This is a genomic window from Streptomyces sp. SID9727 (genome assembly GCF_010550605.1).
GTDB lineage: Bacteria > Actinomycetota > Actinomycetes > Streptomycetales > Streptomycetaceae > Streptomyces.
In genome coordinates this window covers 1-25,538 of the sequence record NZ_JAAGNI010000379.1, presented here as the reverse complement: position 1 = coordinate 25,538, position 25,538 = coordinate 1, and the positions used below count along the sequence as shown (strand labels likewise).

Below are 25,538 nucleotides of genomic sequence, written 5' to 3'. Positions count from 1 at the left end.
CCCGCGCGGCGCAGGCGGAGCGGGCCAGGCTCGCCCAGGCCGCCCGCGCGGTCGCCGCCAAGAAGTGGGGCCTGGCGGGCACGCCGCTCGCGGCGCCCGTACCGCCCGCGAAGAAGCCGCACCTCACCACCCGCAAGGGCTTCGAGGTCGAGGGCCAGGACGACTCGCTGCCGCCGGTCTTCACCCGGGTCCCCACCACGGACAAGGTCGTCTTCCTGACGATGGACGACGGGGACGACAAGGACCCCGAGCTGCTGAAGATGATGTCGGAGCTGAACATCCCGTACAGCGCCTTCCTCACCGACTACCTGGTGCGCGACGACTACACGTACTTCAAGGACGCCCAGTCGCGCGGGACCGTGCTCGGCAACCACACGCTCAACCACCGCTATCTGCCGGGCCTCTCCCACGACGAGCAGAAGCGCGAGATCTGCGGCCAGCAGGACATCCTCCAGCAGCAGTTCGGCAAGCGGCCGCGGCTCTTCCGGCCGCCCTACGGCAACTACAACACCGACACGCTGAAGGTCGCCAAGTCCTGCGGCATCACCGCCGTGCCGCTGTGGGGGGCGGAGGCGTTCCCCGACCACATGGACTGGCGCGAGGAGGACCGGAAGCTGCACCCCGGCGACATCATCCTGACGCACTTCCGGGGCGAGGCGGACTGGACGGGGAGCATGCCCGACCTGGTCCGGTCCGTCATGAAGGTCATCACGGACCAGGGGTACGCGGTGGCCCGCCTGGAGGACTACGTATAGGAAGCGGCGTACGCGCGTGCGTCGCCGGGCTCCGGGTGGGCGTCCTCGTAGGCGTCGTGCCAGGCCGTCAGCGTGAGGGCCAGCAGCAGGCACACGCCGATCAGCTGGACGACGCCCGCGATCGGCAGCCCGTGGCGCAGCAGCACCACGCCGATCACGCAGGCCACCACCGTGACGGTGGCGAGGACGAGAGTGCCGGACCAGTCCATGCCGGGCGGTCCGGCCTCCGCCATGTCCGGGTTCGGCGGCCGGGGATCGGAGCCCGCGTACGCGTAGAAGAAGACCGCGCTGCTCACCCCCTCCAGGGCGATGAGGAGCAGGCCGAGCACCACGTCGAGGCAGCCGGTCGCCACCGGCCCCGGGCGGGTGGCGGCCGGGCGGTCCCGGCCGGCGGGTCGTATGCGCATGCCGCCACCGTCCACCGGAACGGTCCGGGCGGCCCCGGCGTTGTCCCTACGGTGTCCGGAACGTTGCCCGGTCGCAGCCGTACGGCTCCCGGGTACGCCACGAGGGGCGTGAATTGGCACTCCGCTTGACCGAGTGCTAATCGCGGTCATAGTCTCAGTTCTGGCACTCCCCACTGGAGAGTGCCAGCAGTACTGCGCGACCGGCAGGTCCGGCACCCGCGACGACGGGCTCACCTGGTCGCCACCCAAAGACTGTTAAACCCCGCGAGATCTCCGAAGGGGGAGACCGGATCGTGTCGACCGCCAGCTCCAAGGTTGCGATCAAGCCGCTCGAGGACCGCATTGTGGTCCAGCCGCTCGACGCCGAGCAGACCACGGCCTCCGGCCTGGTTATCCCGGACACCGCCAAGGAGAAGCCCCAGGAGGGCGTCGTCCTGGCCGTGGGCCCGGGCCGCTTCGAGAACGGCGAGCGCCTGCCGCTCGACGTCAAGACCGGCGATGTCGTGCTGTACAGCAAGTACGGCGGCACCGAGGTGAAGTACAACGGCGAGGAGTACCTCGTCCTCTCGGCGCGCGACGTCCTCGCGATCATCGAGAAGTAACTCACCCACGTTTGCTTCTGTTCTGCGCCCCTGGCCCCCTGCGAACTAACCAGCCGGGCGGCAGGGGCGCAGTTCTTGTTTTTGAGAGGAACAGTTCAGCTCCATGGCGAAGATCCTGAAGTTCGACGAGGACGCCCGTCGCGCCCTTGAGCGCGGCGTCAACAAGCTTGCCGACACGGTGAAGGTGACGATCGGCCCCAAGGGCCGCAACGTCGTCATCGACAAGAAGTTCGGCGCCCCCACCATCACCAACGACGGTGTCACCATCGCGCGCGAGGTCGAGCTGGACGACCCGTACGAGAACCTCGGCGCCCAGCTGGTGAAGGAGGTGGCGACCAAGACCAACGACGTCGCGGGCGACGGCACCACCACCGCCACCGTCCTGGCCCAGGCGCTCGTCCGCGAGGGCCTGCGCAACGTCGCCGCCGGCGCCTCCCCGGCCGCCCTGAAGAAGGGCATCGACGCCGCCGTCAAGGCCGTGTCCGAGGAGCTCCTCGCGACCGCCCGCCCGATCGACGACAAGTCCGACATCGCCGCCGTGGCCGCGCTCTCCGCGCAGGACCCGCAGGTCGGCGAGCTCATCGCGGACGCGATGGACAAGGTCGGCAAGGACGGCGTCATCACCGTCGAGGAGTCCAACACCTTCGGTCTGGACCTCGACTTCACCGAGGGCATGGCCTTCGACAAGGGCTACCTGTCCCCGTACATGGTGACCGACCAGGAGCGTATGGAGGCCGTCCTCGACGACCCGTACATCCTGATCCACCAGGGCAAGATCGGCTCGATCCAGGAGCTGCTGCCGCTCCTGGAGAAGGTCATCCAGGCCGGTGGCTCCAAGCCGCTCCTGATCATCGCCGAGGACGTCGAGGGCGAGGCCCTGTCGACCCTGGTCGTCAACAAGATCCGCGGCACGTTCAACGCCGTCGCCGTCAAGGCCCCGGGCTTCGGCGACCGCCGCAAGGCCATGCTCGGCGACATCGCCACCCTCACCGGTGCGACCGTCATCGCCGAGGAGGTCGGCCTCAAGCTCGACCAGGCCGGTCTGGACGTGCTGGGCTCCGCCCGCCGCGTGACCGTCACCAAGGACGACACCACCATCGTCGACGGCGGCGGCAAGGCCGACGAGGTCGCCGGCCGCGTCAACCAGATCAAGGCCGAGATCGAGGCCACGGACTCCGACTGGGACCGCGAGAAGCTCCAGGAGCGCCTGGCGAAGCTGGCCGGCGGGGTCTGCGTGATCCGCGTCGGTGCCGCCACCGAGGTCGAGCTCAAGGAGAAGAAGCACCGTCTGGAGGACGCCATCTCCGCGACCCGCGCCGCGGTCGAGGAGGGCATCGTCTCCGGTGGTGGCTCCGCCATCGTCCACGCCGTCAAGGTCCTCGAGGGCAACCTCGGCAAGACCGGCGACGAGGCCACCGGTGTCGCGGTCGTCCGCCGCGCCGCCGTCGAGCCGCTGCGCTGGATCGCCGAGAACGCCGGCCTGGAGGGTTACGTCATCACCTCCAAGGTCTCCGAGCTCGACAAGGGCCAGGGCTTCAACGCCGCCACCGGCGAGTACGGCGACCTGGTGAAGGCCGGCGTCATCGACCCGGTCAAGGTCACCCGCTCCGCCCTGGAGAACGCCGCGTCCATCGCGTCGCTGCTGCTCACGACCGAGACCCTGGTCGTCGAGAAGCCGGCCGAGGAGGAGCCGGACGCCGCGGGCCACGGCCACGGTCACTCGCACTAGCGCGTAGCGCGGAGGCCCGGTCCCCTGTGGGGGCCGGGCCTCTCTGCTTGTCCGGGGGCGCTGCCCCCGGATCCCCGCTCCTCAAACGCCGGAGGGGCCGGATCTCACGCCGACCGGTCCAGCGCCGCCGGATGCACCGGTTCCGCGAACGGCCGCCCCAGCGCGTACCGCTCCAGCTCGTCCAGCGCGTGATCGGTCATCCGGTGCAGCTCGTTGCCGAGGGAGCCCGCCACGTGCGGGGTCAGGAGGACGTTCGGGAGGTCGTACAACGGGGAGTCGGCGGGGGGCAGTTCGGGGTCCGTCACGTCGAGCACGGCGTGCAGCCGGCCCGGGACCAGTTCGCGCAGCAGGGCCGCCTCGTCGATCAGGGAGCCCCGGGCCGTGTTGACCAGCGTCGAGCCGGTCCGCATCAGGGCCAGCTGGCGGGCGCCGATCATGTGATGGGTCCCGGGGAGCTGGGGGGCGTGCACGGAGACGACGTCGGCGCGGGCGCACAGCTCGTCCAGGGTGGCCGGTTCGACGCCGAGGTGCGCTGCCTCGGACGCGGTGACGAAGGGGTCGTACAGCAGGACCGCCAGGTCGAAGGGGCGGAGCAGCTCGATGACGCGGCGGCCGATGCGGGAGGCGCCGACGATGCCCACCGTGCGGCGGTAGTTGCCGGCGCCGTCCAGCTCGGCGCGCCAGTCGTGGGCGGCGCGGACCTCGCGGTAGACGTGCGCGGAGCGCGGGACGCGCTTGTTGGCCAGCAGGATCGTGGCCAGGGTGTACTCCGCCACCGGCAGCGCGTTGGCCCCGGCCGCCGAGGAGACGGCCAGGCCGCGCTCCCAGCAGGCGTCGGTGATGTGGTGCTTGACGGAGCCGGCCGCGTGGATCACCGCCTTCAGGCGGGGCGCGGCGGCGAGGACCGGGGCGGTGAGCGGGGTGGCGCCCCAGCAGGTGAACAGGACCTCCGCCTCGGCGAGCGCGGCGGCGACGCGGGGGTCCGGGGCGGCCAGGTCGTGGGCGACGAGGACCGGGTCCGTACGCGCGAGGGCGGCGAGCCGGTCGCGGTGGCGGGGTTCGAAGAGGCGCGCGTGGATGTCCCGGCCCATGGCGAGCAGGACCGTGGGGCGGGGGTCCGTGGTGGACTGCATGGTGGTGTACGACTCCCTCGGGATAGGGGCTACTTGACGCTGCCGGCGGTGAGTCCGGCCTTCCAGTGCCGTTGCAGGGAGACGAAGGCGACGATCAGCGGGATGACGGCGAGGAGGGACCCGGTGACGACGAGGGGGTAGAAGCCGGGCTCGCTGTGGGTGTTGGTGTTCCAGGAGTACAGGCCGAGGCTCAGCGGGAACAGCTTGCGGTCCGACAGCATCACCAGCGGGAGGAAGAAATTGTTCCAGATCGCGGTGAACTGGAACAGGAAGACGGTCACGAACCCCGGCATCACCATCGGCAGCCCGATGGAGAAGAAGGTGCGCAGCTCGCCGGCGCCGTCGATGCGCGCGGCCTCCAGCGCCTCGCCCGGGATGTAGCCGGCGGAGAACACCCGGGCGAGGTAGACGCCGAAGGGGTTCACCAGGACCGGGATCAGCACCGACCAGTACGTGTTGACGAGGCCCAGCTTGCTGGCCAGCAGGTACATCGGCAGGGCCAGGGCCGTCGTGGGCACGAGCACTCCGAGCAGGACGAGCCCGAACAGCTTCTCCTTGCCCGGGAACTCGTACTTGTCGAAGGCGTACCCGGCGGCGACGCAGATCAGCGAGCAGACCGCGGCGCCCACTCCCGCGTACAGCAGGCTGTTCCCGTACCAGCGGAAGTAGACGCCGTCCCCGTACGAGGCGATGTCGGAGAGGTTCTTCGAGAGGTCGAAGCCCTTGAAGGAGAAGGTGTCCCCGGCGAGCAGCGAGCCGGTGTCCTTGGTGGCGGCGGTGACCAGCCAGACGAGCGGGAAGAGCATGTAGAGGACGGCCAGCAGCAGCGCTCCGTTGACGGCCGCCTTGGACAGCCAGGGGTTCTTGCGGGTCGTGGTGCTCATGCGTGCGCGCCCTTCCGGCCGGTCAGGCGGGTGACGACGAAGGACAGCAGGGCGGCGGTGAGCGCCAGGAGTACGGAGGCGGCGGCCGCGAGTCCGAAGTCGTTACGGGCGAAGGCCGCGGTGTATGCGTACATGTTCGGTGTCCAGGAGGAAGAGACGGCGGACCCGGATCCGGTGTTGAGGATCAGCGGCTCGGTGAAGAGCTGGAGCGAGCCGATGATCGTGAAGAGCACGACCATCACGACCGAGGACCGGATCAGCGGGAGCTTGATGCTGAACGCGACGCGCCCGCCGCCCGCCCCGTCCACCGTGGCCGCTTCGAGCACCGAGCGGTCGATGGCCTGGAGGGCGGCGTAGAAGATCACCATGTTGTAGCCGAGCCATTCCCACAGCGCGATGTTCACGATCGAGGGCAGCGCGCCGCTCGGCGAGAAGAAGTCGAAGCCGATGCCGCCGGAGTGCATCGCGGAGACGACGGGGCTGAGACCGGGCGTGTAGAGGTACAGCCAGATCATCGCGGCGATGATGCCCGGCACGGCGTGCGGCAGGAACAGCGCGAGCTGGAAGAAGCGCCGGGCGCGGGCGAGCGCCGAGTCGAGCAGCAGGGCGAGCCCGAGGGCGCCGCCGACCATCAGGGGGATGTAGACGGCGCAGTAGCCGAGGAGGACGAGGAAGCCGTCGCGGAAGACCCGGTCACCCAGCGCCGCCGTGTAGTTGCCGAGTCCGGTGAAGACCGTCTCGGAGCCGCCGAAGCCGAGCCCCGACTGCTGTTCGGTGAAGAGGCTGAGCCAGACCGCGTATCCGATCGGGATCAGCATCACCGCCGTGAACAGGACGAAGAACGGGGTCAGCAGGGCCGCGGCGGCGCGGGTGCGGGCTTTCATCCGGTCAGCCCTCGACCTTCAGGCCGCGCTTGGACAGCTCCGCGACGGTCGCGTCATGGGCGGCCTTCACGGCGTCGGGGATGGTGGTGCCGCCCCCGGCGAGCTTGCCGAAGCGGTCCTTGAGCGTGGTGTTGGTGGTTCCCATGGCGGGGCCCCAGGTCCAGCCCTGCTTGATCGCGGCGCCGCCGTCCTCGAAGACCTGGTAGATGTCCTGGCCGCCGTAGAACGTGGTGTCGAACGCCTTCTTGGCCGCCGGGCGCAGGGCGAGCGCGGCCGGGAAGGCGCTGGAGGTGCCGGAGGAGATACGGGCCTTGATGCCGTCCTCCGTGGTGGTCATCCAGGTCGCGAACTCGACGGCCGCGGCGGCCTTCCCGCTGTTCTTCGGCACGGCGAAGGTGGTCCCGCCGAGCATGCCGCCGGCGGGCTTCCCGTCCCAGGTCGGGATCGGGGCGACGGCCCACTTGCCGCTCTGCTCGGGCAGGGTGGAGCCGAGGACACCGCCGCCCCAGGAGGCGCCGAGGTAGCCGATGGTGGAGCCGGTCTTGAGGGAGTTGGTCCAGGCGGGCGAGAAGGAGGCGTCGGTGCGGACCAGGCCGTCCTTCACCAGGCCCTGCCAGTAGTCGGCGACCTTGGTGGAGGCGGCGTCGGTGGTGTCGACCTTCCAGGTGTCGCCCTCGGTCTTGAACCACTGGGCGCCGGCCTGCCAGACCATGGCCTCGAAGGTGGTCGGGTCGTCCGGAAAGAAGGTGCCGATGCGGGCCTTGGAGTCGGCCTTCCTCACCTTCTCGGCCGCGGCCTTGAACGCGGCCCAGGTCCTGGGGACGTCGATGCCGTACTTGGTGAAGAGGTCCTTGCGGTAGAAGAACGCCTGCGGCGCGGCGTCGAAGGGGACGGCCCAGCTCTTGCCGCCGAGCGTGGTCTGCTCGACCGCCTGCGGGAGGAACTTCTTCTTCACGTCGTCGGTGAGGTACGCGCCGATGTCCTGGAACCCGCCCTGGCTGACGTACTCGGGGAGCTGCGGGTACTCGACGGAGACCAGGTCCGGGGCGTTGCCCGCCTTGATCGCGTTGGAGATCTTGGCGTAGCCGCCGGCGTTCCCGGACGGGGTCTCCTCGAACTTCACGCGGATGTTCTCGTGCGAGGCGTTGAACGCGTCCACGACCTCCTTGGTGCCCTTGGCCCAGCCCCAGAAGGTAATGGTCACGGGCTTGGCGGCGGTGCCGGTGCCGCCGCCCCCGGAGTCGTCCCCGCTCCCGCCGCAGGCCGTGACGACGGCGAGGGCGGTGACGGCTCCGGCTATGGAAAGAGTCGTTCTGCTCCAACTGCGGTTCACGACGGGCTCCTGAGTCGACGGTGACAGGGACGTTGGGCGTGATCCTTGGTCCACCGTTGACCGAAGTCAAGAGCGAAAGATTGATTGATCGAGAAAAGATCAGAAAGTTATCGAGCGGTCGACGCCCGCACCCGCAGCCGCGGCAGGAGCGCCAGATGCCTGCCCGGCTCGTCCCCGTCCCGCCCGGAACCGTCCCGCCCGGGGCCGAGCCGGCCGATCAGCAGCTCCGTCGCGTACCGCCCCACGTGGCGCTTGGGCGGGCTGACCGCGGTGAGCGGGATGTCGCCCAGCGCCGCCACCTCGTCGTCGTACGCGATCACCGCCAGGTCCTCCGGCACCCGCACGCCCAGCTCGGACAGGCGCTGCACCAGGTGGATCGCGTCCACGTCGTTGTGCGCGACCACCGCCGTGGCCCGGCCGGAGACCACCGCGTCGCGCACCTCGCGCACCGCCTCCTCGAAGCGCTCCGGGTCCACCTCGGGCCCGGAGGTCCCGATCATCGCCGGGGCGCCGTCGGCCAGCCCCAGCACCGCCAGGGCGTCCTCGTACCCCGAGCGCACCGCGAGCGCGGTCGGGCTGTCGGCGCGGGCCACCAGGAGCGGGGTCCCGTGGCCGAGGCCGATCAGATGGCGCACCGCGAGCAGCACCCCGTGCCGGTGGTCGGAGCAGACCCGGTCCAGGCCGTCCAGCGGCGACCCGGGCGCCGGGGTGCGCTCCAGGAGCACGGCGGGCACCGGCAGCTCCGCCATCCAGTCCCCGTACGCCGCCTGGTCCTCGGCGCCCCGCCAGGCCGGGGCGATGAGCAGCCCGTCGGCCCCGGAGGCGAGCAGCCCCTCGGCGCGCGCCCGGTCCCCCTCGGGCCGGTAGTCGGAGATCCGCAGCACGAGCCGGCCCCCGGCGCGCGCGGCAGCCTCGTGCGCACCCCGGATGACCTCCGCGAAGTAGTACGTCGCCGAGGGGGCGATCAGCCCGAGCACCGGGCCGCCGCCCGGCCCGGGGGCCGCGGGGGCGGACACGTCCCGGGGCCAGGAGACCGAGCCGTGGACCCGGTCCAGCAGTCCGCGCTCGGCCAGCGCCTCGGCGTCGCGGCGCGCCGTGACGGGGGAGACCCCCAGCAGGCCGGCCAGATCGGAGACGCGGGCCGAGCCGCGTTCCCGCACCAGGGCCAGAAGTCGGTCATGACGTTCAGCTGCACTCTCGCGCACGGCGGTGGTCCCCTTGTACATCGCGATGTGGTGGCTCGGCTCGCCAGACCCTAATCCAACGTGATCGATTGACGGAAGTTTCGATCATTCGCTACTTCGCCATTGACGTTCGATCAACCCGCGGTCCAGGATTCCCGGCGACGCCGAAGTCCGCCTCCCCTGGGAGCATCATGCCCACGACGAGTCCGTACACGGGATACACCCGTGCCGATTGGGAGCGGGCGGCCGACCGGCTGCTGCTCGCGGTACGCCCCCACGCCTCGCCCCGCCACGGCCGCATCGACCTCCCCGGCCCCCGGCCGAGCTGGTCCGGCCCCCTCTCCGACGGCCTCGAAGGCTACGCCCGCACCTGGCTGCTCGCCGCGCTGCGGACCGCCGGAGCGCGCGGCGAGGACCCGCACGGCTTCCTCGGCCGGTACGCCGAAGGACTCGCCGCCGGTACGTCGGACCCGGCCGGCGGCCCCGACGCCTGGCCCCGCGTCGCGGACGTCCCCCAGGCCGTCGTGGAATCCGCCTCCGTCGCCCTGGGCCTGCGCCTCACCCGGCCCTGGCTCTGGGACACCCTGGACGACCGCACCCGGCAGCGCGCCGTGGACTGGCTCCTCCCCGCCCTCGGCCCGTCCCCGGTGAACAACAACTGGTGGTTCTTCGGGCTCACCGTCGCCGGCTTCCTCCAGGACGCGGGCATCGAGACCGACCGGGCCCGCAAGACCATCGACCGCGCGCTGGAACACGTGGAGGACTGGTACCTGGGCGACGGCTGGTACAGCGACGGCCCGAACCGCTCCTTCGACCACTACAACGCCTGGGCGATGCACTTCTACCCGGTCCTGCACGCCCACCTCGCCGGCGACCGCGACCTCCTGGACCGCTACGGGCCCCGGCTGCACCGCCACCTGGACGACTACAGCCGCATGTTCGGCGCGGACGGCGCCCCCATGCCGTTCGGCCGCTCCCTCGTCTACCGCTTCGCCGCCGCGGCCGCCCCCTGGCTCGGCGCCCTGACCGGCCACACCCCGCTCACCCCGGGCGCGACCCGCCGCCTCGCCTCCGGCACCCTCCGCCACTTCCTGGACCGGGGCGCCACCGACCCGGACGGCCTCCTCACCCTCGGCTGGCACCGCCCGTACGAGCCCATGCTCCAGACGTACTCCGGGCCCGCCTCCCCGTACTGGGCCTCCAAGGGCTTCCTCGGGCTCCTGATGCCCCCGGACCACCCCGTCTGGACGGCCGCCGAGGAGCCGCTGCCCGCCGAGCGGGAGGACGCCGTGACCGTCCTCGGCCCGACCGGGATGCTCCTCCAGTCCACCGCCGCGGACGGCCTCGTCCGGCTCCACAACCACGGCTCGAACCACGTGGGCGACGACGAGGACCCCGGCTACGCCCGCTTCGCGTACTCCACCCGGACCGGCCCCACGCACGGCTCCGCCGAGCGCGACAACCACTTCGCGCTGCTCCCCGACGGCGAGCCGACCGCCCGCCTCACCGCCGACCCGCTCGGCCCCGGCGCCTCCGCGCACACCCCGTGCCCCGGCGTCCGCGTCGTCTCCGCCACCCTCGCCCACGGCCGCGCCGAGGTCCGCGCGCATCTGGTCACCGGCGCGCCCGACGGCACGCCCGTCCGCCAGACGGGGTGGGCGGCCGGGGGCGACCGGACGCTCACCGCCCAGCTCCACCCGGTCCACGGCTACCGGGACGGGGTCCGCGAACTGCCCGGCGGAGACACCATGTTCGGCGAGACCTCCGGGATCCTGGCCGTCGAGGGCGCCACCGCCGGGCCCCGGTCCCTCTTCGTCGCGCTCGCCTCGCTCACCGGCGAGCCGGACCCGGCTCCCGTCGGAACCCTCGCCGAGATCCGCGTACGAGGCCCGCACGAGATCCGGGTGACCTGGCACGACGGCGGTACGGCGGTCCTCCGTCTCCCGGAGGAGTGACCGGAGGAGCGACCGGGGATCGACCGGGGGGCGTAGGGGCGGCGCGGCACCCGCGCCCGCCGCGCCTACTGCGGCCCGTACTTGCGCCCCGTCCGCGAGGTCAGCCCGCCGAGCAGGCCGCGCGGGGCCAGCTTCACCGCACCCATCAGCACCTTGTAGCGCGGGTCCGGGATCGACACCGACTTCCCGCGCGCCAGGTCCGCGAGGGCGGAGCTCACCAGCTTGTCCGCGTCGAGCCACATCCAGCCCGGGATGTTGCCCGTGCCCATCCCGGCCCGCTGGTGGAACTCCGTACGCACGAAGCCCGGGCACAGCGCCATCAGCCGCACCCCGGACCCGGCCAGGTCCTTCGCCGCGCCCTGGCTGAACTGCACGACCCACGCCTTCGAAGCGCCGTACGTACCGCGCGGCACGAACGCCGCGACCGACGCCACGTTGACGATGCCGCCCCGGCCGCGCTCCCGCATCGAGGCCGCCGCCGCCGAGGTCAGCCGCAGCACCGCCTCGCAGTGCACCTTCAGCATCGTCAGCTCGTCGGCCATCGGGACCTCCAGATAGCGCCCCTTGTTGCCGAAGCCCGCGTTGTTCACCAGCAGGTCGACCGGGTGCCGGACGTCCCCGAGGCGCTCCTCGACGGCGCGGATGCCCTTGTCGTCGGACAGGTCGGCCCGCAGCACCTCCGCCTCGATGCCGTGCCGGTCGTGCAGTTCGGTCGCCTGCTCGCGCAGCCGCTCCGCGTCCCGGGCCACCAGGACCAGGTCGTACCCGTCGGCGGCGAGCCGCCGGGCGAAGGCGGCACCGATACCCGCCGTCGCGCCCGTGATCAGTGCAGTCGTCATACGCGGCACGGTAGAGCATCGGGAAGCGGCGCCTCCCGGCGCTCCCGCGCGCTCAGGAAGCGGTGAGCTCCGCCGCGTACGCCCGCGCCTTGCGCAGCGTCGACGGGGTCAGCGCCCCGCCCGCCGGAAGCAGCAGCGGCAGCAGGTCGCGCCGGGTCGTCACGGCCCGGAACTGCAGTTCCACCGTCACCTCGTGGTCCGGCCGGTGCACGACCTCGACCGGGTCGCCCGCCCGCACGGAGCCCGGCGTGACCACCCGCAGGTACGCCCCCGGGGCCGCCGCCTCCGTGAACCGCTTCACCCAGCGCGCCTCGCCGAGGTGGCCCTGGAACGTACGGCACGGGATGCGGCCGGAGGCGACCTCCAGGACCAGCTCCCCGCCGATCCGCCAGCGCTCGCCGATCAGGGCCTCGCCGACCCGCAGCCCCGCCGTGGTCAGGTTCTCGCCGAACGAGCCGTTGGCCAGCGGGCGGCCCAGCTGCCGCTCCCAGGCGTCCAGGTCCTCCCGGGCGAAGGCGTACACCGCCTGGTCCGAGCCGCCGTGGTGGCGCAGGTCGCACACCGCGTCCCCGGCGAGACCGCTGCCGCCCTCACCCCTGGGGCCGGGGTCGGAGACCCGCACGGGCCCGTCGACGGGCCGCTTGTCGATACCGGTCCTGCCGCCCGGGGCATCGGTGTAGGACGCCGCCGTCGGACGCCCCGCGTTCACGGTCAGCACAGTCATCGCGGTCATGCCGGAACGGTATCCAAGGCCGGCTCAAAGGTGCACGCCGATATTTTCGCGACTACCCAAGCGCTGCTTATGCTGGAGGGGTGATCGAAGCCCGCCACCTCCGCGTCCTGCGTGCCGTCGCCACCACCGGCTCCTTCTCCGCCGCCGCCCGTGAGCTGGGCTGCACCCAGCCCGCCGTCAGCCAGCAGATGAAGGCCCTGGAGTCCTCGGCGGGGACCACGCTGCTCATCAGGACCGGCCGCGAGATGCGGCTGACGGAGGCGGGCGAGGCGCTGGTGCGGCACGCCTCCGGCATCCTCGCCGGGCTCACCGCCGCCGAGGAGGAGGTCGCCGCGATCGCCGGACTGCGGGCGGGCCGGGTCCGGCTCGTCTCGTTCCCGAGCGGCAGCTCGTCGCTGGTCCCGGGTGCCCTCGCCGCGCTGCGCGCCGCCCACCCCGGCACGCGGGTCTCCCTCGTGGAGGCCGAGCCGCCGCGGTCGGTGGAGATGCTGCGGGACGGCGACTGCGACATCGCGCTCGCCTTCCGGTACGGCGGTACGGGCGCGGAATGGGACGACCTGGTGGTCCGTCCGCTGCTCACGGACCGGCTCACGGGGCTCGTGCCCGGGGGGCACGCGCTGGCGGACCGGGACGAGGTCGGCATCGCGGAGCTGGCCGGGGAGTCCTGGATCGCCGGATGCCCCCGGTGCCGCAGGCAGCTGGTGGAGGTGTGCGAGGAGTCCGGTTTCACCCCGCGCATCGACTTCGCCACCGACGACTACCCGGCGGTGATCGGCCTGGTGGGCGCGGGCCTGGGGGTCGCCGTGCTGCCGTCGCTGGCCATCGAGTCGGTACGCCCCCGAGGCGCCAGGACCGTCACGGTGGTGCCGGCCATCGAGCGCGAGATCGTCGCGCTGACCCTGCCCGACCTGGCCCGGGTCCCGGCGGTGGCGGCCACCCTGGACCACCTGGCGCTGGCCTCTTCCGGCCCGGACGCACCATCGAGCCCGTCCGGCGTCTGAGGCGCGGGGGCCGGGGCGGAGCCCCGCTCTCGGCAAGGGGCGGGGCGGGACGCTGAAGAATCGTTTCTGCCGTGGTGCGCGCGTTCCGGCTCACCCATGCCCCGGCGGCGACGCCGGCGCCGTCGCGGTGATCAGCCGATTGCGCGCCCGCCCCATCAGCTCCTCGCGCTCGTCCTCGGTGAGCCCGCCCCACACCCCGTAGGGCTCGCGAACGGCCAGCGCGTGCGCCGCGCACTCCGCGCGTACGGGGCACCGCATGCAGACCTCCTTCGCGGAGGTCTCGCGGGCGCTCCGGGCGGCGCCGCGTTCCCCCTCGGGATGGAAGAAGAGCGAGCTGTCGACCCCGCGGCAGGCCGCCAGCAGCTGCCAGTCCCACAGATCGGCGTTGGGTCCCGGAAGTCGGGAGAAATCGGCCATTGCTTGTCCCCTCGAAACCGTGCTGAGTCGGAAGCGTCGTGTGTGTCGTGGGTGGGTGCTCGTCGATGACCGCGTACAAAACCGTACATCTACGGTGTTAGTAGATGTAAATATGACTGATTGCGAATCTAGCCACAGACACCACCAAAAGGGAAGAAATCCCGCTAAATGGGGCACGCTCCCGCCAAGAATTTCGGTTGACGGCTGGACGACCCGTGGCGCTCTCCTCCGTGAGCGCTTACTCACGTAGAGTGCCGAACCCGGTCTTCCGACCCGTAACTCTTTCGAGTGACCATCGTTGAGAGTGCGGAGGCGGTTGGCAGAAAGAGCGATCGGGCAGATGTCCGAGAGCGTCAACCGCACAGGTGACGACTTGTAACAGCCTGGAGGCTCAAGGTGACGCGCATCAGCTGCGGAGGGCGGTCATGACTTCCGTCCTCGTCTGCGACGACTCCCCGCTTGCCCGAGAAGCGCTCCGTCGCGCGGTCGCGACCGTGCCCGGCGTCGAGCGTGTGACGACGGCCGCCAACGGCGAGGAAGTCCTCCGCCGCTGGGGTGCCGACCGTTCGGATCTGATTCTCATGGACGTGCGCATGCCCGGGCTCGGGGGGGTGGAGACGGTCCGCCGGCTGCTCTCCGCCGACCCCGGCGCCCGGATCATCATGCTGACCGTCGCCGAGGACCTGGACGGCGTCGCGCTCGCGGTCGCCGCCGGAGCCCGCGGCTATCTGCACAAGGACGCCTCCCGGGCCGAGCTCCGGGCGACCGTCACCCAGGCGCTGGCCGATCCGACGTGGCGGCTCGCCCCGCGTCGGCTGCGGTCGGCCGAGATGGGGGCGGCGCCCACGCTCACGGCGCGCGAGATCCAGGTGCTGGAGGGGATGAGCCACGGCCGCTCCAACGCGGAGATCGGCCGTGAGCTGTTCCTCTCCGAGGACACGGTGAAGACGCACGCCCGGCGGCTCTTCAAGAAGCTCGGCGCCTCGGACCGCGCCCACGCGGTGGCCCTGGGCTTCCGGTGGGGTCTGGTGCGCTGACAGTCGGCCCGGGCCCGCGTGGCCCGGGCGCAGGGGGTGCGGCGCGAGCCGTACCCCGCCGATCCGGCGGTATGTGACGCTTCCCGGCCGATGCCGCATCCTTGAGACGTGGAGTTCCTCGGGAACGATTCGGTCGAGCGGAAGGGGAGGGCGCAGGACATGACTTCCGGCGCACCCGCTCATAACGCTTCGGTGCACAACTACGGACGCGGTGCCGCGGATGAAGCGGGACCGGGGCACCATGGTTCGATGCGCGACGACGGTACGACGGCGATCGGTGCCCTGGTGCACCGCGCCGTCGAGGGCGACGCGCAGGCCACCCACGACCTGCTGGCCCACGTCCACCCGCTCGCCCTGCGCTACTGCCGGTCCCGGCTGAACCGGCTGCCCGGCGACGCCCGCCACTTCACGGAGGACCTGGCGCAGGAGGTGTGCGTCGCCGTGCTCATGGCGCTGCCGCGCTACAAGGACACGGGCAGACCCTTCGAGGCCTTCGTCTTCGCCATCGCCGGTCACAAGGTGGCCGATCTCCAGCGCGCCGCGATGCGGCACCCCGGCTCGACCGCGGTGCCCTCCGACGAGATGCCGGAGCGCCCCGACGACTCGCTCGGGCCCGAGGAGCGCGCGCTGCTCAGCAGCGACGCCGCCTGGGCCAAGAAGCTCCTGGCCAACCTCCCGGAGAACCAGCGCGAACTGCTCGTGCTGCGCGTCGCCGTCGGGCTGACCGCCGAGGAGACCGGGCAGATGCTCGGCATGTCCCCGGGCGCCGTCCGGGTCGCCCAGCACCGCGCGCTGAGCCGGCTGCGGGCCCTCGCCGAACAGTGAGCCGGGCGGTGGGCCGGGGGCGGGCCGGACGGGTGGGCCCGGCCCCTCGGAGACGTACGCCACAGACGTAGAAAGCTACAGAAACTGCGGGTGATCTTGCTCGTGGAATGAGACGCCTCCCGAGCCCGTTAGCATGGACATCCGCACCGATCAAGGCCATTTGGGGAAGGTGTCATGACTGCAAACGTCGACGGAGTGCCCGAGAAATTCGCGACGCTCGGGCTGACATACGACGACGTGCTGCTGCTGCCGGGCGCATCCGAAGTGCTGCCCAACGCGGTCGACACCTCGACGCTCATCTCGCGCAACGTCCGCGTCAACATCCCGCTGCTGTCCGCCGCCATGGACAAGGTCACCGAGGCCCGCATGGCCATCGCGATGGCCCGGCAGGGCGGCGTCGGCGTGCTGCACCGCAACCTCTCGGTCGAGGACCAGGTCAACCAGGTCGACCTGGTCAAGCGGTCCGAGTCCGGCATGGTCAGCGACCCGATCACGGTCGGCCCGGACGCCACGCTCGCCGAGGCGGACGCGCTCTGCGCCAAGTTCCGCATCAGCGGCGTCCCGGTCACCGACCAGGCGGGCAAGCTCCTCGGCATCGTCACCAACCGTGACATGGCCTTCGAGTCGGACCGCACGCGCCAGGTGCGCGAGGTCATGACGCCGATGCCGCTGGTCACCGGCAAGGTCGGCATCTCCGGCGTGGACGCCATGGAGCTGCTGCGCCGCCACAAGATCGAGAAGCTGCCGCTGGTGGACGAGGCGGGCCTCCTCAAGGGCCTCATCACGGTCAAGGACTTCAAGAAGGCCGAGCAGTACCCGAACGCGGCCAAGGACGCCGACGGCCGGCTGCTCGTCGGTGCCGCCGTGGGCGCCAGCCCCGAGGCGCTGGACCGTGCCCAGGCGCTGGCCGAGGCGGGCGTCGACTTCCTGATCGTGGACACCTCGCACGGCCACAACAGCAACGCGCTCAACTGGATGTCCAAGATCAAGTCGGCCGTGGGCATCGACGTGATCGGCGGCAACGTGGCGACCCGCGACGGCGCCCAGGCCCTGATCGACGCCGGCGTGGACGGCGTCAAGGTCGGCGTCGGCCCCGGCTCCATCTGCACGACCCGCGTCGTCGCCGGCATCGGCGTCCCGCAGGTCACCGCGATCTACGAGGCCGCGCTGGCCGCCCGCGCGGCGGGCGTCCCGGTCATCGGCGACGGCGGCCTCCAGTACTCCGGCGACATCGGCAAGGCGCTCGCCGCCGGCGCCGACAGCGTCATGCTGGGCTCGCTCCTCGCGGGCTGCGAGGAGTCCCCGGGCGAGCTGCTGTTCATCAACGGCAAGCAGTTCAAGTCGTACCGGGGCATGGGCTCGCTCGGCGCGATGCAGTCCCGCGGACAGGGCCGCTCCTACTCCAAGGACCGGTACTTCCAGGCCGAGGTCGCCTCGGACGACAAGCTCGTCCCGGAGGGCATCGAGGGCCAGGTGCCCTACCGAGGCCCCCTCGCCAACGTGCTGCACCAGCTCGTCGGCGGCCTCCGCCAGACCATGGGCTACGTGGGCGCCGCGACGGTGGACGAGATGGAGAGCAAGGGCCGCTTCGTGCGGATCACCTCGGCGGGCCTCAAGGAGAGCCACCCGCACGACATCCAGATGACGGTCGAAGCACCGAACTACAGCAGGAAGTAGACGCGCCACGCGTGCGAGAGGGGCGGTCCCGGGGTTCCCCGGACCGCCCCTCCGGCGCGTGTCGGGGATACTGGACAGCGCAGACGCAGAGGGAAAGGCCACATCATCGTGACTGAGATCGAGATCGGGCGCGGCAAGCGCGGCCGCCGGGCATACGCATTCGACGACATCGCCGTCGTCCCGAGCCGCCGGACCCGCGACCCGAAGGAGGTCTCGATCGCCTGGCAGATCGACGCCTACCGCTTCGAGCTGCCGTTCCTGGCCGCCCCCATGGACTCCGTGGTGTCCCCGCAGCACGCCATCCGCATCGGCGAGCTCGGCGGCCTCGGCGTCCTCAACCTGGAAGGGCTGTGGACCCGGCACGAGGACCCGCAGCCGCTGCTCGACGAGATCGCGGAGATGCCCGTCGAGACGGCGACCCGCCGGCTCCAGGAGATCTACTCCGCGCCGATCCAGGAGGAGCTGATCGGGCAGCGCATCAAGGAGGTGCGCGACTCCGGCGTCGTCACCGCCGCCGCACTCTCCCCGCAGCGCACCGCCCAGTTCTCCAAGGCCGTGGTCGACGCGGGCGTGGACATCTTCGTCATCCGGGGCACCACGGTCTCCGCCGAGCACGTCTCGGGCGCCGCCGAGCCGCTGAACCTGAAGCAGTTCATCTACGAGCTGGACGTCCCGGTGATCGTCGGCGGCTGCGCCACGTACACCGCCGCCCTGCACCTGATGCGGACCGGCGCGGCCGGTGTCCTCGTCGGCTTCGGCGGCGGCGCCGCGCACACCACGCGCAACGTGTTCGGCATCCAGGTCCCGATGGCGACCGCCGTCGCCGACGTGGCCGGTGCCCGCCGCGACTACATGGACGAGTCCGGCGGCCGTTACGTGCACGTCATCGCGGACGGCGGCGTCGGCTGGTCCGGCGACCTGCCGAAGGCCATCGCCTGCGGCGCGGACGCCGTGATGATGGGCTCCCCGCTGGCCCGCGCGACGGACGCGCCGGGCCGCGGCCGGCACTGGGGCATGGAGGCCGTCCACGAGGACGTGCCGCGCGGCAAGCTGGTGGACCTGGGCTCGGTCGGGACGACCGAGGAGGTCCTGACCGGCCCCTCGCACACCCCGGACGGCTCGATGAACATCTTCGGCGCCCTGCGCCGCGCGATGGCCACCACGGGCTACAGCGACCTCAAGGAGTTCCAGCGCGTCGAGGTGACGGTCGCGGACTCCCAGCACCGCCGCTGAGTTTCTCGTACGTACGCCGGAGGGCCCGGACCGCACGCGCGGTCCGGGCCCTCCGGCATGCGTACGGGGAGACTGAATCGCATGGCGTGGACTCCGCCAGCACTGGATCTGACTTCTCCCATCACGCCGAGGCGTCAGGGGGGGCGAGGAACAGCTAGACCATCGTGGTGACGCGGTGGCCCTGGCGGGGGGCTCTTCGCTGCAGGCGCCAATCCTCCAATGTCGCGGTCGTCTGCTTGCTGAAGTCAGCCAGTCGTGTGCTGCAGCGCCGATGCTCGTGCTGAGTGAGACAGCGACTGCGGAAGAGGCTCAGACGACTGATCAGCCACGTACATGCCTGATCAGCGCAGTACTTGAGGTCGGTCTCATTGATTGCGTAGCGATGTCTTTCGGTGTGCACAGCCTCGTTAGGACACGAAAGATGCTGGTCGATATGTGTCAAATCTGCCGGCTGGTACGCACTTTGGAGGTCGCGTGCACATTCGGGAAACCCTAACGCTGGGGCGTGTATCGGCGCAGGGTAGAGATGTTGAATTTTGCACGAAATTTGAACCTCATATTTAGCTCAACTTTCCAGAAACCTGGCGTGTGCGGCGATTTTGTGTAGCAGTATCTCCTTCGTCCGTAACGCCGATGAGAGGGTTGAAGGAATGGGAATGGGTAGGCGAAAGATAGCGGCTATTGCGTCGGTGGCAGCCATGCTGTTCGGAGGGCTGCTCGCATCGAATCCAGCCGAGGCGGCAACCGCCGTCAGTTCAGTCACGGTGACGTCCGTGAACTCGGGGGATATTACGGCGTCGGTTGAGGGGAAGAGTGAACTCGCGGAGTTCGGTGAGGCGGTTCGTGATGAAGCGCCCGAGCTGGCGGCGAGAAGCGTATCGGATCTTGCTGTGGACTATCGAGTGCTCAAAGTCGATATGAAGCAGGTACGTGCACAATTCGCGCCTGGCGTTGCCTGTGTGGATGGTGATGGCAACTCTCGCGCTGAAGACGTGATCGTCGCCCCGCGCAACGCGGAGAACATACGCTACGAGCTCAGCGGTGATGCTCAGCGAGACCCCAACTACGATCCGGCCAAGCAGGGGAATCGGTGTGACCCCGATCTGTTCTGGGATGAGGGTGCATCGCCGGAAGTCGATGACGATCCCGCAGCCTCTGCACCAGTTCGACCGTACACAGAGAAGTACGCGAGCGCCTGTTTCGCGCGGAAATCACAGTGGAAGGACATCTACGGCATCTATTTGGAAGTCTCATACAACGACTCCTGCTGGTCCGACTATGTGACGAAGTATGACGGAAACTCGTCGTGGAATTACTACAGCGTCAAGGCTCCGTCGTCGTGCCATATTGCGCGAGGGACTTATCTGACCTCGTGTGGTCATGGAGTGGAGCGAAACGCGGCAAAGGGGCCGGTGGTGAAGTGGGACGATTGGGCTCCTGCTGCCGACTCGAATGGCGACTGCAGGGACAAGGGTATTTCTGTATCGGTTGGCCCTCTCTCGGTTGGGGGTAGCTACACGCACTGCGAGAAGCAAAACATCTACAAGTACGCTGAGGATGGCAAAATGAGTTCGTACTGGAAGGGGAAGGTGACAGGCACTCGCGCCACGCAGCATCAGGTATCGGTGAGGGTTGCGCAGAACGCCGGACGCCCCCGCTGGACGCATTGGATCAACTCCGACGCATGCGTTTGCTACAAGTAGCCAGTTCCCGCTGACATCTCCGTCGGACAGGAGCTCGGTCACCTGTTCGGCATGCCTAGGGTGGACGCTACGGCACATGAAGGCCCCCAGACCGTGATAGGTATGGGGGCCTTCATGTCAGCTCGCGTTGGCGCGGATGCCAGGAGTACAGGGTCTCCAACGCCTGTTGTTCGCGCTCACGCGGCCTTCCGCGCACCGGCGACGGCACCGACGGCGCCGAGGGCCAGGAAGAGGTAGTCCTTGAAGCCGGCCCCCTCGCTGTACGCGTCCGTCAGGGCACCGAAGTGGTCGAAGAAGATGCTGGTCGCCGACTCGTGTGCGAGGTCCGAGAGCGCGATCGAGACGCCCACGAGCTGACCGATGTACACGGCGCCGATGGAGATCAGGGCGCTGACGACGGTCACGGCGGGGTTGGCGCCGCCGAGCTTGCTCGCCGCGAAGCCGACGAGGAAGCCGACGCCGACCGCGAGATAGCCGATCTGGTAATCGGTGTTGCCGAGGATGAGCCCGTAGACGAGCGCGCCCACGACGGCCGCCACCACGCCCGCGCCGAGACCGAGTGCGATGTTCTTGCGCGCCGGCGGCGCCGGGGTGAACGGCGCAGGAGCGCCGAACGGGGCGCCCGGCTGCTGGCCGGCGAAGGGGTTGCCGCCCTGGGGCTGGGCGTCGTAGGGCTGGTTCGGCGGTGGTACGGGCTGGCTCATGCTGGGTTCTCCCCCTGGGGACGTCTACGCACTGCTGTGCGAGGAGTGACGCCGCAGGCTAGCAGCCGGTTCCGACATCGGCCCATCGAAATCCTTGGGGGGACTGGGCTGAGGGCCCGTCATCAGAGCCGGTGGGCGGCTCCGGCCGGGGTCGCGCCACGGGTGTCCAGGAGTAGTTGCGCCTTCACGGCGAGGCCCTGCAGGTCGTACGTGCGGTGGTGCTGGAGCAGCACCGTGAGGTCCGCGCCGGCGGCCGCCTCGTAGAGCGAGTCGGCGCGCGGGACGGGGAGTTGGCGGACGCGCCAGTCCAGGACGTGCGGATCGTGGAAACCGATCTGGGCGCCCATGTCCATCAGCCGGGTGGCGATCTCGCGGGCGGGGGACGCCTCCTGGTCGGCGAGGTCCGGCTTGTAGGTGACGCCGAGCAGGAGGATTCTCGCGCCGCGCACCGCTTTCCCGTGTTCGTTGAGGAGGGTGGCGCAGCGCTGGATCACGTACTGCGGCATCCGCTCGTTGATCTCCTGTGCCAGCGAGACCATCCGCAGCGGGGGACCGGGGGTCCGGTGGTGGTACGGGAGATGGCCCGGGTCGACCGGGGCGCCGTGGCCGCCGACGCCGGGGCCCGGGCGGAAGGGCTGGAAGCCGAAGGGCTTGGTCTCGGAGCACCGGATGACGTCCCAGAGGTCGACGCCCAGGTCGTGGCAGAGGACCGCCATCTCGTTGACCAGGGCGATGTTGACGTACCGGAAGTTGGTCTCCAGGACCTTCGTCATCTCGGCCTCGCGGGTGCCCCGGGCCCGGACCACCTTGTCGGTGAGCCGGCCGTAGAAGGCGGCGGCGGACTCGGTGCAGGCGGGGGTGAGGCCGCCGATGACCTTGGGGGTGTTGGCGTAGACGTGGGTGCGGTTGCCGGGGTCGAGCCGGCTGGGGGAGTGCGCGAGGTGGAAGTCGCGCCCGCCGCGCAGGCCCGATCCCTCCTCCAGGATCGGGAGCAGGAAGCCTTCCGTGGTGCCGGGGGGCACGGCCGATTCCAGGAGCACGGTGGTGTGCGGGCGCAGCCGGGCGGCCAGGGCGCGGGCAGCGTCGGCGACGGCGCTCAGGTCGAGGGTGCGGTCGGGGCCGAGCGGGGTGGGCGCGCAGATCACGGCGGTGCGGACCCGGCCCAGCTCGGCCTGGTCGGTGGTGGGCCGGAAGCCCAGCGAGAGCATGCGGCGGATGTCGGAGGCCGGCAGCGATCCCTCGACCGGGGCACGGCCCGCGGCGACCTCCGCGAAGGCCCGGGGGTCGGTGTCGTAGCCGATGGTGTGGATACCGGCGTGGACGGCGGCCTGCGCGAGGGGCAGGCCGAGGTGACCGAGTCCGATGACGGCGAGGTCTGCAGGCACTGGGTGGGCCGTCCTTCCCTTAAGACCAGGAGGCAGAAAGCGCAACCGCTGTGGACAGCGCTATGTCAGGTTAGGCGTAAATATGACCGATATGCCGCATTGTGTGCCCCTTGTCGTCCGGGTGTTGTCCACAGGCGGTGGCTGAAGTCGCGCGGCGCGGACAGAATCGATCTGTGGGCACGGGCGCCGAACGCATGGTCGGGGCCGCGATCCGTGCCGGACCCCGAGCAACCGGGAGGCAGCGGTGAGGACAGCGACACTGGGACCCGCGGAGCGCGCCGAGGCGCTCGCCGCCATGGCCGAGCGCGAACTGGACGTGCTGGTCGTGGGAGCGGGGGTGGTCGGCGCCGGAACGGCGCTCGACGCGGTCACCAGAGGGCTCTCGACCGGTCTGGTCGAGGCGCGCGACTGGGCGTCCGGCACGTCGAGCAGGTCGAGCAAGCTGATCCACGGCGGCCTGCGCTATCTGGAGATGCTCGACTTCGCCCTCGTACGGGAGGCGCTGAAGGAGCGCGGGCTGCTCCTCGAACGGCTCGCCCCGCACCTGGTGAAGCCGGTGCCCTTCCTCTACCCCTTGCAGCACAAGGGCTGGGAGCGGCTGTACGCCGGCTCCGGCGTCGCGCTGTACGACGCGATGTCGGTCTCCTCCGGGCACGGCCGGGGCCTGCCCGCGCACCGCCACCTCTCCCGCCGCCGGGCCCTGCGCGTCGCGCCGGCCCTGAAGCGGGACGCCCTGGTGGGGGCCCTGCAGTACTACGACGCCCAGATGGACGACGCCCGCTATGTCGCCACGCTGGTGCGCACCGCGTCCGCGTACGGCGCGCAGGTGGCGAACCGCGCCCGGGTGACCGGCTTCCTCCGGGAGGGGGAACGCGTCGTCGGCGCCCGCGTGGAGGACGTCGAGGCGGGCGGCACGTACGAGGTCAGGGCCAAACAGGTGGTCAACGCGACGGGGGTCTGGACGGACGACACCCAGTCGCTGATCGGCGAGCGCGGCCAGTTTCACGTACGGGCGTCCAAGGGCATCCATCTGGTCGTCCCCAAGGACCGCATCCACTCCTCGACCGGCCTGATCCTGCGCACCGAGAAGTCCGTGCTCTTCGTCATCCCCTGGGGCAGGCACTGGATCGTCGGCACCACGGACACCGACTGGGACCTGGACAAGGCGCACCCGGCCGCCTCCAGCGCCGACATCGACTACCTGCTGGAACACGTCAACGCGGTCCTGTCGACGCCCCTGACCAGGGACGACGTCGAGGGCGTCTACGCGGGCCTGCGGCCCCTGCTGGCCGGTGAGTCGGACGCCACCAGCAAGCTGTCGCGCGAGCACACGGTCGCCCACCCGGTGCCGGGCCTCGTCGTGGTCGCGGGCGGCAAGTACACGACGTACCGGGTGATGGCCAAGGACGCCGTGGACGAGGCGGTGCACGCTCTCGACCAGCGGGTCGCCGACTGCGTCACCGAGGACACCCCGCTGCTGGGCGCCGAGGGCTACCGCGCCCTGTGGAACGCGCGCGCCAGGATCGCCGCCCGCACCGGCCTCCACGTCGCCCGGGTGGAGCACCTGCTCAACCGGTACGGATCGATGACCGAGGAGATCCTGGAGCTGATCGCCGCCGACCCCGCGCTGGGCGATCCGCTGCCGGCCGCCGACGACTACCTGAAGGCCGAGATCGTGTACGCCGCCTCGCACGAGGGCGCGCGCCACCTGGACGACGTCCTGACCCGGCGCACCCGGATCTCCATCGAGACCTTCGACCGGGGTACCCGCTCCGCCCGGCTCTGCGCCGAGCTGATGGCGCCGGTCCTGGGCTGGGACGCCGGCCGGACCGACCGCGAGGTCGAGCACTACGAGAAGCGGGTGGAGGCGGAACGCGAGTCGCAGCGCCAGCCGGACGACCTGACGGCGGACGCGGCGAGGCTGGGGGCACCGGACATCGTGCCGCTGCTGTGACGCCGCCTCAGCCCCGTTCCGGCGGAACTCCGCCTCCAGGACCCCCGGTTCCCGCGTGTCGGGAGCGGCACCAGGACCCGGCACCGGGGCCGGTCCCGGGGTGAGGGACAATGAACGCTCTGCCAGGGCGGGTTGATCGCAGAGGGGACGCATGTCGGAGGCGGAGCAGGCACGGGAGCCCCAAGGGGACAAGGACGGACGTCTCCTGGCGGGGCGGTACCGGCTGGGGAAGGTGCTCGGCCGGGGCGGTATGGGTACGGTCTGGCGCGCAGTCGACGAGACCCTGGGCCGCACGGTGGCGGTCAAGGAACTGCGGTTCCCGTCGGCCATCGACGAGGACGAGAAACGCCGCCTCATCACGCGTACGCTGCGCGAGGCCAAGGCGATCGCGCGCATCCGGAACAACGGCGCGGTCACGGTCTACGACGTGGTGGACGAGGACGACCGGCCGTGGATCGTCATGGAGCTGATCGAGGGCAAGTCGCTGGCCGAGGCGGTCCGCGAGGACGGTGTCCTGGAGCCGAAACGGGCCGCCGAGATCGGCCTCGCCCTCCTCGACGTGCTGCGCTCCGCGCACCGCGAGGGCATCCTGCACCGTGACGTGAAGCCGTCCAACGTGCTGATCGCCGAGGACGGCCGGGTCGTGCTGACCGACTTCGGGATCGCCCAGGTCGAGGGCGACCCGTCGGTCACCTCCACCGGCATGCTCGTCGGCGCCCCCTCCTACATCTCGCCCGAGCGGGCGCGCGGCCACAAGCCGGGACCGCCCGCCGACCTGTGGTCGCTCGGCGGCCTGCTGTACGCGAGCGTCGAGGGCACCCCGCCGTACGACAAGGGCTCCGCCATCGCGACCCTGACCGCCGTCATGACCGAGCCGCTGGACCCGCCGAAGAACGCGGGCCCGCTGGAGGAGGTCATCTACGGGCTGCTCACCCGGGACCCCGAACAGCGGCTGGACGACGCCGGGGCGCGGGCCCTGCTCAACGACGTCATCAGCTCCTTCGAGCAGCCGGAGCGCCCCGCCCCGGCCCCCGCCGACGCCACGCAGCTCATGGCGCTGCCCAAGGGCGTCGCCGACACCAAGACCGCGTCCGGTGAAGCGGGCGAGGGCACCCGCGACCGGCTGCGCGGCGCGCTGCGCTCCGTGCGCAACGCCCGGACCAC

At 70.9% G+C, this 25,538-nt stretch carries 23 protein-coding genes; 12 read left to right on the top strand and 11 right to left on the bottom strand.

Annotated elements, in window-relative coordinates; all coding sequences use genetic code 11:
• Positions 1 to 755: polysaccharide deacetylase family protein (locus tag G3I41_RS26640; RefSeq protein ID WP_164402916.1), on the top strand; the 755-nt coding region annotated here is incomplete at its 5' end.
• Here G3I41_RS26640 and G3I41_RS26635 read toward each other — a convergent pair.
• Positions 746 to 1,162, bottom strand: a complete 417-nt coding sequence (locus G3I41_RS26635) for a DUF6234 family protein (protein WP_203601690.1) — start codon at positions 1,160 to 1,162, stop codon at positions 746 to 748. The genes G3I41_RS26640 and G3I41_RS26635 overlap by 10 nt on opposite strands.
• 293 nt (positions 1,163 to 1,455) lie before the next feature.
• Here G3I41_RS26635 and groES point away from each other — a divergent pair, with 293 nt between their 5' ends.
• Both groES and groL read left to right on the top strand, forming a co-directional pair.
• Positions 1,456 to 1,764 carry a co-chaperone GroES gene (gene groES, locus G3I41_RS26630; protein WP_018101172.1) on the top strand — a complete coding sequence of 103 codons (309 nt, stop codon included), beginning with the start codon at positions 1,456 to 1,458 and terminating at the stop codon, positions 1,762 to 1,764.
• A 103-nt stretch (positions 1,765 to 1,867) separates the two neighbouring features.
• Positions 1,868 to 3,493 carry a chaperonin GroEL gene (groL, locus tag G3I41_RS26625; RefSeq protein WP_164402914.1) on the top strand — a complete coding sequence of 542 codons (1,626 nt, stop codon included), beginning with the start codon at positions 1,868 to 1,870 and terminating at the stop codon, positions 3,491 to 3,493.
• Between the two features lie 104 nt (positions 3,494 to 3,597).
• On the opposite strand, the gene G3I41_RS26620 is transcribed toward groL, so the two are convergent.
• From G3I41_RS26620 to G3I41_RS26600, 5 genes are all read right to left on the bottom strand, one after another.
• Positions 3,598 to 4,626, bottom strand: coding sequence for a hydroxyacid dehydrogenase (locus G3I41_RS26620; protein WP_164402913.1), 1,029 nt, complete (start codon positions 4,624 to 4,626; stop codon positions 3,598 to 3,600).
• A 29-nt stretch (positions 4,627 to 4,655) separates the two neighbouring features.
• Positions 4,656 to 5,510: a carbohydrate ABC transporter permease gene (locus tag G3I41_RS26615; RefSeq protein WP_164402912.1), complete on the bottom strand. Its 855-nt coding sequence runs from the start codon at positions 5,508 to 5,510 to the stop codon at positions 4,656 to 4,658.
• A complete protein-coding gene (locus G3I41_RS26610) occupies positions 5,507 to 6,394 on the bottom strand; it encodes a sugar ABC transporter permease (protein WP_164402911.1) in 888 nt (295 codons plus the stop codon). Before G3I41_RS26610 ends, G3I41_RS26615 begins: the two co-directional genes overlap by 4 nt.
• Before the next feature lie 4 nt (positions 6,395 to 6,398).
• Positions 6,399 to 7,727: a sugar ABC transporter substrate-binding protein gene (locus tag G3I41_RS26605; protein WP_164402910.1), complete on the bottom strand. Its 1,329-nt coding sequence runs from the start codon at positions 7,725 to 7,727 to the stop codon at positions 6,399 to 6,401.
• 107 nt (positions 7,728 to 7,834) lie between these two features.
• On the bottom strand, positions 7,835 to 8,932 hold the full coding sequence (locus G3I41_RS26600; protein WP_164402909.1) for a substrate-binding domain-containing protein: 1,098 nt from the start codon (positions 8,930 to 8,932) through the stop codon (positions 7,835 to 7,837).
• A 170-nt stretch (positions 8,933 to 9,102) separates the two neighbouring features.
• Between G3I41_RS26600 and G3I41_RS26595 the strand changes: the two genes are divergently transcribed.
• Positions 9,103 to 10,866, top strand: a complete 1,764-nt coding sequence (locus G3I41_RS26595) for a DUF2264 domain-containing protein (RefSeq protein ID WP_164402908.1) — start codon at positions 9,103 to 9,105, stop codon at positions 10,864 to 10,866.
• A 65-nt stretch (positions 10,867 to 10,931) separates the two neighbouring features.
• Here G3I41_RS26595 and G3I41_RS26590 read toward each other — a convergent pair whose 3' ends face one another.
• The gene (locus tag G3I41_RS26590) at positions 10,932 to 11,705 is read right to left on the bottom strand and encodes an SDR family oxidoreductase (protein ID WP_164402907.1); all 774 of its coding nucleotides are present in this window, start codon (positions 11,703 to 11,705) and stop codon (positions 10,932 to 10,934) included.
• Between the two features lie 52 nt (positions 11,706 to 11,757).
• Positions 11,758 to 12,429, bottom strand: coding sequence for an MOSC domain-containing protein (locus G3I41_RS26585; protein WP_164402917.1), 672 nt, complete (start codon positions 12,427 to 12,429; stop codon positions 11,758 to 11,760).
• A gap of 89 nt (positions 12,430 to 12,518) precedes the next feature.
• On the opposite strand from G3I41_RS26585, the gene G3I41_RS26580 reads away from it, so the two are divergent.
• Positions 12,519 to 13,439: a LysR family transcriptional regulator gene (locus G3I41_RS26580; protein ID WP_164402906.1), complete on the top strand. Its 921-nt coding sequence runs from the start codon at positions 12,519 to 12,521 to the stop codon at positions 13,437 to 13,439.
• Between the two features lie 90 nt (positions 13,440 to 13,529).
• Here the strand turns inward: G3I41_RS26580 and G3I41_RS26575 are convergent, their stop codons facing one another.
• Entirely contained in the window at positions 13,530 to 13,856 is a 327-nt protein-coding gene (locus tag G3I41_RS26575; protein ID WP_164402905.1) for a WhiB family transcriptional regulator, read from the bottom strand.
• Positions 13,857 to 14,281: 425 nt separating this feature from the next.
• Between G3I41_RS26575 and G3I41_RS26570 the strand changes: the two genes are divergently transcribed.
• The 5 genes from G3I41_RS26570 (at position 14,282) to G3I41_RS26550 (ending at position 20,331) form a co-directional block, all read left to right on the top strand.
• On the top strand, positions 14,282 to 14,893 hold the full coding sequence (locus tag G3I41_RS26570) for a response regulator transcription factor (RefSeq protein ID WP_003948568.1): 612 nt from the start codon (positions 14,282 to 14,284) through the stop codon (positions 14,891 to 14,893).
• A gap of 249 nt (positions 14,894 to 15,142) precedes the next feature.
• Positions 15,143 to 15,718: a sigma-70 family RNA polymerase sigma factor gene (locus G3I41_RS26565; RefSeq protein ID WP_164402904.1), complete on the top strand. Its 576-nt coding sequence runs from the start codon at positions 15,143 to 15,145 to the stop codon at positions 15,716 to 15,718.
• Between the two features lie 174 nt (positions 15,719 to 15,892).
• Complete coding sequence (guaB, locus tag G3I41_RS26560; protein WP_164402903.1) at positions 15,893 to 17,395, top strand: IMP dehydrogenase; 1,503 nt, start codon at positions 15,893 to 15,895, stop codon at positions 17,393 to 17,395.
• Between the two features lie 108 nt (positions 17,396 to 17,503).
• Positions 17,504 to 18,628: a GuaB3 family IMP dehydrogenase-related protein gene (locus G3I41_RS26555; protein WP_018101158.1), complete on the top strand. Its 1,125-nt coding sequence runs from the start codon at positions 17,504 to 17,506 to the stop codon at positions 18,626 to 18,628.
• A gap of 689 nt (positions 18,629 to 19,317) precedes the next feature.
• Positions 19,318 to 20,331 carry a hypothetical protein gene (locus G3I41_RS26550; protein ID WP_164402902.1) on the top strand — a complete coding sequence of 338 codons (1,014 nt, stop codon included), beginning with the start codon at positions 19,318 to 19,320 and terminating at the stop codon, positions 20,329 to 20,331.
• Between the two features lie 176 nt (positions 20,332 to 20,507).
• Here the strand turns inward: G3I41_RS26550 and G3I41_RS26545 are convergent, their stop codons facing one another.
• Both G3I41_RS26545 and G3I41_RS26540 read right to left on the bottom strand, forming a co-directional pair.
• The gene (locus G3I41_RS26545) at positions 20,508 to 21,035 is read right to left on the bottom strand and encodes a hypothetical protein (RefSeq protein WP_164402901.1); all 528 of its coding nucleotides are present in this window, start codon (positions 21,033 to 21,035) and stop codon (positions 20,508 to 20,510) included.
• A 122-nt stretch (positions 21,036 to 21,157) separates the two neighbouring features.
• Positions 21,158 to 22,420 (bottom strand): nucleotide sugar dehydrogenase, encoded by a 1,263-nt coding sequence (locus G3I41_RS26540; RefSeq protein ID WP_164402900.1) that lies wholly within the window; start codon positions 22,418 to 22,420, stop codon positions 21,158 to 21,160.
• A 244-nt stretch (positions 22,421 to 22,664) separates the two neighbouring features.
• Here G3I41_RS26540 and G3I41_RS26535 point away from each other — a divergent pair, with 244 nt between their 5' ends.
• Entirely contained in the window at positions 22,665 to 24,374 is a 1,710-nt protein-coding gene (locus tag G3I41_RS26535) for a glycerol-3-phosphate dehydrogenase/oxidase (RefSeq protein ID WP_164402899.1), read from the top strand.
• A gap of 151 nt (positions 24,375 to 24,525) precedes the next feature.
• Positions 24,526 to 25,538 (top strand): serine/threonine-protein kinase (locus G3I41_RS26530; protein WP_164402898.1); only part of this gene is annotated, 1,013 nt, incomplete at its 3' end.